This is a genomic window from Mucilaginibacter sp. P2_A4 (assembly GCF_056405015.1).
Window position 1 is genome coordinate 65,045 of record NZ_JBFUCX010000003.1, and the last position, 11,437, is coordinate 76,481.

The window sequence follows — 11,437 nt, forward strand, 5'->3', positions numbered from 1 at the left end:
ATATTTTAAAATTTAATTTCCGGCATTCAAACACTCACCTTATGCGTGAATATTTAGAATTTGTTGCTAACCGGCAGGAAGCTCGGAAAGAAGGAATACACCGATTTATAGTTAAGCTAAATGGAAGATTACTTTTCAAAAGCGGGGTTGAACCGTATTAATAAAATAAAAAGCCTGGGTGATTTTTGTCACTTGATCAAGGATAATACATCAAGGGATATCTCATACCTGGAAGAAGGACTAAAGAACCTTAGTGACGTGGGTTTCTTAAATGATTTAATTGATTATGAATTAAATCAGCTTATGGAGAAAACTGTTTACGTTCCGAACCCGGGTTCCTTTACCTTTATTAATTTATTTGATTGCGATTACTGTTCTTTTAACCTGTTTTACAGTAACGAATTGGATTTTACAAACAAAACATTATGTGCCGGCTTTGCTGCCGACCGTTTGATGTTATCATTAACTGATGGGGACGTAACATATGATTTGTATAAACAGAACGACCCATATCCCCTCGATATCCTGGATAAATCCAAAAAGATGGACCTCGTCCATTCTGATGCGGTTTTTAAAAATGGAGAAATTTTGTCGCTGAAGGCTCATGAGGATATTATTGTTTTCAAAGAGAGCGGTGAAAAAAGTATGATTTTGCTTGTGGTAACATCGAAAGATGAAAGCGCTTTCCTGTGGGAATATGACACTTTAACACTGACCCCCAAACAAATTATTACCGGAGATACCATCTCGTCGCGGTTGGAACACACGCTGCGCTTGCTTGGTGAGCTCGGACATCTGAGTTCGGTTACTTATTTGCAAAAATTTCTCGATTATGAAGACTATAATGTAAGATGGGAAGCCGCCAGGGCAATCATGCTAATTGATTTTAATAAGGGTATGGAAGCTTTGGAATATCTTAAAAATGACCCCCACCCCCAAATTCAAAAATCGGTTGATGGCGCACTGGTCCAGGTACAAAACTTAATAAACGCATAAAATATGGCAATTTCTTATACCTTAAATACATCTGAAAGCATATCATTTAAAGAATTGACTGATTTTGTAACGGAGACATTAGATCCTGATGATGTGGATACATTAGCCGCATGTACCGAGAAATTACAGATGTTATCCAATAATGAATCCTTCATAACAGAAATTATCCATGAAGAATTAAGTGATACCAAGCTTTTTCAGGCCAATAATACCCATTCTGCCCAGAGCTTAATGCTGTTCAAACACCCCAAGTATTATATGAGGCTCAATATCTGGCCCCCGTCCTCTGAAAGGGAAGATATCCGGCAGTGGCAGGACCAGTTGTACTTTTATCTGCGGGCTCATGATCATAATTTCAATTTTCTTACCGTAGGCTATTATGGATCAGGTTACGGCACTGAATTGTGGGAATACGATTCCGAATCGGTTGTCGGGTACGCTGGAGAAAGCGTTGACTTGACCTTTTTAGAAAAAACACGTTTACCTAAGGGGAAAGCAATGCTTTACCGGGCATCCAAAGATATTCATTCTCAATTTCCGCCTGAAGACTACTCCGTTTCTATCAATATTTTGCCTACGACCCTAAACATCGTCAGAAAGGAACAATTTTATTTTGACCTGGACAATAAAACAATTGTTGGCACTGCCGCAAATAATGGCACCGGAAGATATCTGATGCTGAACCTGGCGGCAAAATTTGGCAATGGTAAAACAGTCAACCTCTTACAGGACCTTGCGCATACACACGAAATTCCATATGTAAGGCTAAAAGCATTCGACGCCTTGTCTGTATTAACCAATGATAGAACCCGCATTTGGTCAGAAGCGCTGAATGATGATCATAAGATTGTATCAGGTCACGCAAAACTCTTTTTAGAAGGTAAACTATACAATGGTATCAAAGCCATTCAAACATAAAACAGCATTTACGAAACATCTAACCATCGCTGATATAAGTTCTATGGATATTAAAAGGCAGTCTTTTCCTTTAGTGACTTCAGTTGCTGTGATAACGGCTTTTGCGATCTTTTTAATCGCTATATTATCAACAAAGTTGTTGCACCTATACGGCCGCCCGTTGGCTTTTGGTATAACGGTAGACCTCGTTATTGTTTTGCCTGTTATTCCGGTGATATTAAGCTATGGGTCCCCAGGTACCAAGTACCTGTCATCATTGCTTTTTACTTTCGGTATTATTATAGCGGGATGGGTTATCCCCGCAAATGAACAGGTTTTGCTTTCTTATTTCAAATGGTGGATAGTGCCGGTAGTGGAGCTGGCGAGTGTTACGTTCTTAATTGTCAAAGTAAAAAAAGCCTTAAGGATGCACAGCAATTCAGGCCATGTTAATGGAGATTTTTACAGCGAACTTAAAAAGGTGGCATTTACAATGATTCCGAACCGGATAGCCTATATCGTATCATCGGAAATAGCGGTGTTTTATTACCTGTTTTTTAACAGGGGAAAGATCACCTATAGCAACAAGCATTTTAGCTACCATAAAGACACGGGAACAATTGCATTATTTGGTGTTTTGATCTTCATGATTTTTGTTGAAACCACGGCAACTCACCTGCTTTTGGCTAAATGGAGTGCTAAAGCGGCCTGGATACTTTCGATTATCAGTATATATGCTGCTCTTCAGTTACTGGGAATGGCAAGGGCATTTTTCAGGCGGCCGATTGAAATTAAAACAGATTCGTTGATATTGCGGTACGGTTTACTTGCTGAAACAGAAATTCCTATAAATGATATTGAATATATAGAAGCGGCTACGCATACAGGTGATAAGTACCCTGAGCTTCAATGTTTGTCTCCGCTTCGTAATCTGGATAGTTACAATATGATTATTAAGCTGCGCAGCCCGGCAACCATATCCTTTATTTACGGCAAGGTAAAAACTTATCAGACAATTGCCTTTCATGTGGATAATAGCATCTTATTCAAAGAAACGTTGGACAGCCAAATTCAATGATCGAATTAAGTTAGAAATAGCCAGCTTATATTTAAGGGAGGCTGCACAAAATACGCGTAGAGCATTTATGAAATTATTTAAGCACATCACCTTGTCAATTTTATTAAGCTCGTTCAGTGCAATTCTTGTATCCATCATTTCGAACCAGCTCTTTGAAATAAATGAATACGAATTGGTGTTTTTTATCGGCTGTCCGCTGCTCGCGGGTTTAATTTTCTGTTACTCTAAGATTTGCCAATATTATCCCGGCTTAGGGCTGATCGACTACCTATTGGTTGGTATTATTACTGTTTTACCCACATCGTTCCTATCCTGTTATTTATTGTATCAATGTGAGGGCAACGGCAGGCTATCACACCTATATTTAAATTTCAAGGGAGATTTTCTTTTTGTTACGACAGCCATATTCGTTATGGTTAGCGCTTGCGGTTTAATCACGTCTATTTTTGTTAGTTCATTTATAATCATCAAAAGAAAATGATTTTTTTTAAGCTGTCGGCTGCTGCTTTAAGTATAGCCTTTCGGAATTTAATTCAAAGCGGGATGAAGTCCTTTTTGTCCATCCTTGGCATTTCCATCGGCATATTCATGCTGATAATGATTTTTTCTATTGTCGACAATATGAAGGGGAGCCTGCAGAAAAGTGTTAACAAATTTGGATCCGATGTAACCTACGTTGAGAAATACCCCTGGGAGTTTACAGATAACGTTCCCTGGTGGAAATATTTGAACCGGCCTGTGGTAAAGCTAACGGAATTTCATTTTTTGGAGCGAAGGCTGGCTATACCTTGTTTTATATCCTTTAATAATATCATTAACAATGAGACGGTGAAGTTTGGATCGGTATATATCAATAATGCTACAATTTCGTCAAATAGCGCCGACTTCGATAAAATCAATTCTTTAAACCTCAAATGGGGGAGAAAATTTAACGACAACGACCACAAAAACGGAGCAAAAGTAGCCATTATCGGTTGGGACGTATATCATAGCTTAGGATTAGATAGTATAACATTTGACGAAAAGAGCCTCATTCTGCTTGGCAGGAAGGTACAGGTAATCGGTGTTTTGGATAAAGAAGGGCAGGATGTCTTCAATAACTCGGCCGACGATAAAATATTTATCACCAATTCGTTTGCGGCAAAAGTTTTAAATCTTAATCTGGAGAGGTATCAACCGGCTATCATGATTAAACCGAAGAACGGGCGTGATAATCCTGATCTTAAATATGAAATTCAATCTCTTATGAGATCGGTAAGACGTTTGCCGGCGCAGGCAGAAGATGATTTTGCTGTAAATAATACAACGATATTGGTAAATGCATTTGGAAAATTGTATCACGTAATGGAAGTTACGGGTTGGCTGGTTGGCTCGTTCTCATTGCTGGTAGGCGGCTTCGGAATAGCCAATATTATGTTCGTTTCGGTGAAAAGCCGTACTGCAATAATCGGGGTGCAGAAAGCCGTGGGGGCTAAAAGCTATTATATATTGCTGGAATATTTATTTGAAGCGATCATGCTCTGCTTGCTGGGCTCGCTTCTTGGTGTCGCATTTTCATTCCTGGTGGATTTTCTGATAAATCAATTATCAAATAATAATTTTTTCATCAGTTCCCAACGGCTTTTGACGGCGACGGTTCTGGCAGTACTGATTGGAATTATCAGTGGCATCATACCTGCATTTTCGGCTTCCCGGATGAACCCGGTAGATGCGATCAGATCTCATTAACCTCCGGACGCTATGATGAGGATAAAATCATTTCCCTGGTACAAACAGCCCGATCAAATGGATTGCGGTCCTACCTGTTTAAAAATGATCGCTAAATTCTTCGATGTAAGTATTGCCCTCCAGGACATCAGGGATTTATGCCAGATCAACCGCGACGGGGTATCCCTTCTCGGAATCAGCAAAGCTGCCGAAAGAGTAGGGTTCCGGACACTGGCAGTAAAGATTGACGCCTCCCAGCTGCGCGATTTGGAAATGCCTTGCATCCTGCATTGGAAACAAAATCATTTCGTCATTTTATATAAGATAGCAAAGGACAAGTTTTTCATTGCAGACCCTGCCGTTGGCCTCCTGGCATTGGACGAAAAAGAGTTTAACACTAACTGGTTGACCGGTAATAAGGGGATTGCATTACAAATCACACCAACGCCTGAATTATTTGAACGGGACGAGGAGTCAGAAAAAAGTGACTTGTTAACCTGGTCGTTTTTATTAMGTTATTTAAGCCAATACCGTAAATTATTAGTACAACTCCTGTTAAGCCTTATACTTGGCAGCCTGTTTCAGTTGATCATCCCATTTTTGGCGCAGTCAATCGTTGATATAGGGATCAATACAAGAAATATCAATTTTATTTCCGTAATCCTGATCGCGCAGCTGATTTTAATAGTCGGCAAGGTCACCGTCGATTTTATAAGGGCGTGGATACTTTTACATATCAGTACACGCGTCAATATATCTGTCCTCACGGATTTTCTAATTAAGCTGATGAAGCTGCCAATGAAGTTCTTTGACAGCAAAATGACGGGTGATATTATGCAGCGGATGAATGATCAAAGGAAGATTGAAACCTTTTTGACCGGATCAACGCTAAGTACGATTTTTTCATTTTTTAATCTCGTGCTTTTTTCCCTGGTGTTGGCCTATTACAATTTGCTTGTTTTTTTCTTATTCTTAGGAGGCAGCCTGTTTAATGTGCTCTGGATATTTCTTTTCCTGAAGCGCAGGAGAATACTGAATTACAAAAGCTTTGAACTTGCAGCTAAAAATCAAAGCGCGATCGTGCAGCTCGTAAATGGGATGCAGGAAATTAAACTCAATAACTGTGAACATCAGAAAAGATGGCAATGGGAACATTTGCAGGCGCGGATGTTTAAATTTAATATTAAATTATTAGCGCTGAGCCAATACCAGCAGGGCGGGGGGACCTTTATCACCGAAGGAATAAATGTAATCATTACATTTTTAAGCGCTAAGGCCGTAATTAGCGGGCATTTGACGTTTGGGGGAATGATTGCTGTTCAATATATAGTCGGGCAGATGAACAGCCCGATCCGGGAACTCTTGAATTTTGTCCAGACTTATCAGGATGCGAGAATAAGCCTGGAACGCCTAAACGAAATCCATGCGATGGAGGATGAACAATCAGTGGGTGAGCAGTTTGAAGCCGATGTGCCAGAGAAAAAAGATATCTCAATTCAATCATTGAGTTTCTGTTATCCCGGAGTTGCCGGCGAACGGATTTTAGATGACATCAGCCTCAATATCCCAAATGGAAAAACAACAGCTATCGTTGGCAAAAGCGGCAGTGGCAAAACAACGATCCTGAAATTATTATTGCGTTTTTACGAGCCAGACAGCGGGCAAATAAAAATTGGAGGGCGGTTACTTAACACGCTCAGTTTTAGCGCCTGGAGAGATCAATGCGGTGTTGTTATGCAGGATGGTTTTATTTTTTCAGATACCATAACTCAGAATATTGCTGTGGGGCATGACAAACCGGATAGCAACAGGCTAAGACAGGCGGTGAAGACGGCCAACCTGCAGGATCTTATAGAAAAGCTGCCCATGGGTCTCGAAACCAAGATCGGGCCGGAGGGAAACGGGATCAGCCATGGACAGCGGCAACGAATACTGATCGCCAGGGCGGTATATAAAAACCCTCAGTATCTTTTTTTTGATGAGGCGACCAACGCGCTTGATGCAAATAATGAAAAGACGATCATGGGCAATTTGCAAGAGTTTTTTGTCGGCCGCACGGTAATCGTTGTTGCCCACAGGTTAAGTACGGTGCGAAACGCCGATCATATCATATTTCTGGACAAGGGGAAAATTACCGAGCAGGGAACTCATGATATACTGACCTCTTTTAAAGGGGAATATTATCAGCTCGTTAAAGACCAATTAGCATTAGGCGTATGAATGGAAAAAAGCTTGCTGAAAAAGATCATCAAAACAGGCACTCCGAAGAAGTGCACGAAATTATAACGGCGGTGCCTTCCTGGTTGTTAAGGGCGGGTATATCCGTTATGGGCCTGGGCACAGCTTTGATCATTATGCTTGCGTTAATTATTCATTACCCGGAGATTGTTTCTACGCAACTTAAGATAAGCTCCAGTAATTTATCAAAAGCTGTGAAAGTAAGGTCATCCGGAAGATTGATAAAACTATTGGTAAAAGACGACAGCTACGTCAGGCAGGGCGCAACACTGGCATATTTGGAAAGCACAGCTGATCATGCCCGCACATTGCAATTGCTTGTTAAACTTCGGCTGTTGCAGAAGCAGCTTCCGGCTCATTTAAAACCGAATTTAGACCCTTTTTTTTTCACAGGTGCAACAGGCTTGGGAGAGGTCCAAAATTCATTTGAACAATTCATGGAAGCTTACGATTCTTATGTATCAGGCTTTCAGCGAGGTTACTATGTGCAGAAAAGAACATACCTTAACAACGATTTGCGCAATATTACCAGGCAATTAAACAAATTGCAGGCGCAAAAACTCCTGTCACAAAGAAGCGCCTTTTTGGCCGATGATGATTTCGCTATGCATAAAAAGCTGGCAGCCCAGCATGTAGAAACAGTAGCCGAACTCCGTTTACAGGAAAGCAATTACCTCGCTAAAAAATCACCTTTAATTCAAAACGAGAATTCTATTATTAATAACCGTATGGCCGAATCGGCGATAAAAAAAGAATTGCTTGATTTAGACAAGGGCATTTCCGAAAATTCGGCAAAATTTGAACAGGCAATAGGTGCTTTGATCAGCGCCATTGAAGAATGGAAGATGAGATACACCGTGAGCGCGTCTCAAACCGGCCGCCTCTCTTACAACGGTATAATCCAGGAAAATCAGGAACTTGCTGCCGGGCAGGAAATCTTCTATATCAATCCGGGGACGGGGCATTTTTTTGGTATGATGAACATTCCCGCAAATAAATTTGGCAAAGTAAAAGCGGGTCAGCGCGTTATCATTAAGCTTGACGGTTATCCTTTTGAAGACTATGGCTCTTTACAGGGGAAGATAGCGCGGATAAACGAGTTCTCTGCTGATGGGTACCCCTTTTCTGCCTATGTAAGCTTACCTGGAAATTCGGATTTTGATAAGCGTATACATCTCAAGGAGGGATTGCCGGCAAGCGCCGAGATCATAACAGAGGAGGCGACTTTGTTTCAGCGATTAACAAGAGCCATTACAAAAAATACGTCTCCAAATTGACGGGCTCCTATTACACCATTTAACACCATTTAGATTTTGAAGTATTTTTTCCACCATAATATTGTCATCAGGACACCGTTGATGCCATTTAAAAAAGGCTTTGACCGCGCCGACTTGAAAGAGATTCTCGCTACGGATGTTGTCCGGGAGGCCTTGTTTTTATCATCTCCCGAGTTACTGGCCGAATTTGAAAAGACCGGCAATGGCTTTTTTGATCGGGAGGATAATAAATTACCTGTTTCTTTATTGAAATATATCTATAGGATGCATACCAGGTGCACTCCATTTGGCTTATTTGCAGGTTGTAGCGTCAGCGGTTGGGGAAGCAGTTACTTACTAACAGACAGCGGCTTAAAAAGGAGCACAAGATTGGATATGGAGTTTACATGCGCACTGGTCCAGGTTTTAGAGAAACTTGATTTTATACGCCCATTTTTAAAGTATTATCCTAATAGCAGTTCCTATCATGATGGAACGACGGTTAGGTACATCGAATATTATTTCATCAATAAAAAAAGAATACATCAATTATGTGAGGTAATATTGGATGAATATATCGGGCGGATACTTTCGCGTGCCCGTAACGGGGCAACCTTCCAGGAGTTAGTGACGAGCTTGGATGATTTTGAGCTGTCTTTAGAGGATTCTTCATCTTTTATAACCGATGTGATCAATGCCCAATTGCTGGTTAGTGAATTGGAACCAACCGTAACAGGTGACGAGTTGCTTAAAAACATGCTTCGAACGTTAAAGTTCATTGAATCTCAACGCCATGATGAGCAACTTCAAGATACGATTGCACTGCTGGAGGACGTACAAAATGATCTGAAAGATCTGGATGGAGCAACAGGAAATACAAGGGATTCGTACTTGAGAGTGGCCGGTAAACTGGATGTTTTTAATATCCCTTATGATTTGGGTAAATTATTTCAGACTGATTTATTCAAAAAAATAAAACAGATAAACGAAGACAAAGAAAAGGAAACGGTAGTTCAGGATGCATTAATCAGGGCAATAAAGGTGCTGCGAAGCATCACTCCAAAATTCGAGGAGCCAAATTTAGCGGAATTTAAAAAGAGATTTTTTGCCAGGTATGAATATGAGGAGATTTCCCTGCTGGAGGCTTTGGACAATGAATGGGGTATTGGTTACGGGTCTCATAACAATCATACAAGTAATTCAGACCCCTTTTTGGAAAACCTTGGTATTAATACGGGAGCACCCCAGAACAGGGAAATTAAATGGGATAGACATCAAACTTTTTTCTTTAAAAAACTTTTAACTGCGAAGGCAGAAAATAGGCACACTGTTACGCTCAGTGAAGCGGAAGTCAAAGGGCTGGAAGATATGGATGACGAGTTGCCGGCTACGCTGGCAGTAACCTTCAATTACGTTAAAAATAAAAAGGAAGAACATCAGTTGCTGATCAAACATGTAAGCGGGCCCACAGCGAACCATATGTTAGGGCGATTCGCAGCTGTAGACCCCGAAATTAAGCAAATCGCGAACTATGTGTCCGTATCAGAAAAAGATTATTACCATCCACGCATTTTAGCTGTGTTGTCACATCTTCCCGAAAGCAGGACGGGAAACGTGCTCGTAAAGCCAATGATGAGAGACTTTGAAATTTCATATTTATCCAATAGCGCTATTCATAAAGAAAGGCAGATCCCGTTGGACGATCTATATGTTTCAGTTCGCAATGATCGGCTGTATCTAAGATCAAAACGCTTAAACCAGGAAATTATTCCCCGGATAGATAACGCACACAATTTCAGGCATAAAGCATTGCCACTTTACCATTTCCTGGGTGACCTTCAAACACAGGGGATAAAAAACGGGGTTTATTTTCACTGGGGAGCTTTGGCAAATGAATTTAAGTTTTTACCCCGCGTTGAAATAGGCAACGTCATTGTTTTCCGTGCGACCTGGCAACTATCAAAAGATGACTATAATGAAATCATAACCGGTTATGTTCCTTCTATGAGCTCGGAAGAGCTGCTGGTCCGTGTGTTGAACTGGAGAGAAAATTATCAGCTGCCAGAGCTCGCGTTGTTGATAGACGGGGATAACGAATTATTAATCAATTTCGACGATGAGTTTTCCCGGGTCATGTTTATAAATATGCTTAAAAACAGGAATAATATTATTCTTAAGGAATTCCTGTTTGACGATGAACATGCCGTTGTGAAAAACGAAGCCGGCGAATTTTTTACAAATGAGATGATCGCTGTGCTAAACTGTGAAAAAGACACCATCGATAAAAGGCAAATCAATGGAAATACAGGAATTCAAACAACAGTAAAAAGGAAATTTCCGGTCGGCTCGGAATGGCTATATTATAAAATCTACTGTGGAAAAAAAACGGCTGATCTTTTGCTGCAAAATGAAATAAGGGTATTGACAGGGAGCCTGATAGATAATGGCATTGCAGACTACTGGTTTTTTATCAGGTATAATGACCCGGATCCCCATATAAGACTGCGAATTCATTTACCTGATCCTGAAAAAACGGGAGCTGCGATCCGTAGCTTAAAATCAGACATGAGAAACCAATTAAGAAATAATCTGGTCTGGAAACTGCAACTGGAAACTTACCAGCGGGAATTAGAGCGCTACGGCCAATCTTCCATTGAGATTTCAGAAAAAATATTTTTTCACGACAGCGCATTGGTTGTCAGTGTGATGCACCTGATAAAAGAGGATTCGGAACTGAGGTTCATGTTCGCTCTTAAAGCAGTAGATCTATTATTAAGCCAGTTTCAGATGACCGATCTGGACAAACTTTATTTCCTCAGGGAGCTTGAAAATGATCATCTGAAAGAATTTGGTAAGGATATGAAGGAAAGGATTAATAAATTATTTAGGGACAAAAAGGCCCTGTTGCACAATTTCTTTAATTCCCCGCTCACGGACACCGATGAGCTTAATCAACGTATAAATGAATGGACGAAACAGGTAACACCGCTTATATTCTCGATGCGACGGAAAATTGCAAACAGTAAGGACGTGATTATCAGTACGGTCATATCAGCTCACATACATATGCTTTTAAATCGCCTGTTCAGAGGACATCAGCGCCTCTATGAAGTGGTAATTTATTCTTTTTTACACAGCTTGCACCGTTCGGAAATTGCTAAAAATAAAATCCATGGGCTTGCCAGCATCAACAAATTTTAATCAGATAAATCCCCGATAAAATTATGAGCGAGATATTTTCTATACTAATAATGACGTTCAGGTG

General features: G+C 40.6%; 7 protein-coding genes. All 7 read left to right on the forward strand.

Going from position 1 to position 11,437, the window contains the following annotated elements; translation table 11 throughout:
• Positions 1-120 precede the first annotated feature (120 nt).
• The 7 genes from AC1DYB_RS06855 (at position 121) to AC1DYB_RS06885 (ending at position 11,373) form a co-directional block, all read left to right on the forward strand.
• Positions 121-996 carry a HEAT repeat domain-containing protein gene (locus AC1DYB_RS06855; protein ID WP_477433514.1) on the forward strand — a complete coding sequence of 292 codons (876 nt, stop codon included), beginning with the start codon at positions 121-123 and terminating at the stop codon, positions 994-996.
• Positions 997-999: 3 nt separating this feature from the next.
• Entirely contained in the window at positions 1,000-1,914 is a 915-nt protein-coding gene (locus AC1DYB_RS06860; RefSeq protein WP_477433516.1) for a hypothetical protein, read from the forward strand.
• Positions 1,915-1,957: 43 nt separating this feature from the next.
• Positions 1,958-2,971: a hypothetical protein gene (locus AC1DYB_RS06865; RefSeq protein ID WP_477433518.1), complete on the forward strand. Its 1,014-nt coding sequence runs from the start codon at positions 1,958-1,960 to the stop codon at positions 2,969-2,971.
• 543 nt (positions 2,972-3,514) lie between these two features.
• Positions 3,515-4,699 (forward strand): ABC transporter permease, encoded by a 1,185-nt coding sequence (locus tag AC1DYB_RS06870; protein WP_477433520.1) that lies wholly within the window; start codon positions 3,515-3,517, stop codon positions 4,697-4,699.
• 15 nt (positions 4,700-4,714) lie between these two features.
• Positions 4,715-6,898, forward strand: coding sequence for a peptidase domain-containing ABC transporter (locus AC1DYB_RS06875; RefSeq protein ID WP_477434214.1), 2,184 nt, complete (start codon positions 4,715-4,717; stop codon positions 6,896-6,898).
• Entirely contained in the window at positions 6,895-8,193 is a 1,299-nt protein-coding gene (locus AC1DYB_RS06880) for an HlyD family secretion protein (protein WP_477433522.1), read from the forward strand. Before AC1DYB_RS06875 ends, AC1DYB_RS06880 begins: the two co-directional genes overlap by 4 nt.
• Before the next feature lie 81 nt (positions 8,194-8,274).
• Positions 8,275-11,373, forward strand: coding sequence for a lantibiotic dehydratase (locus tag AC1DYB_RS06885; RefSeq protein ID WP_477434216.1), 3,099 nt, complete (start codon positions 8,275-8,277; stop codon positions 11,371-11,373).
• Positions 11,374-11,437: the final 64 nt, after the last annotated feature.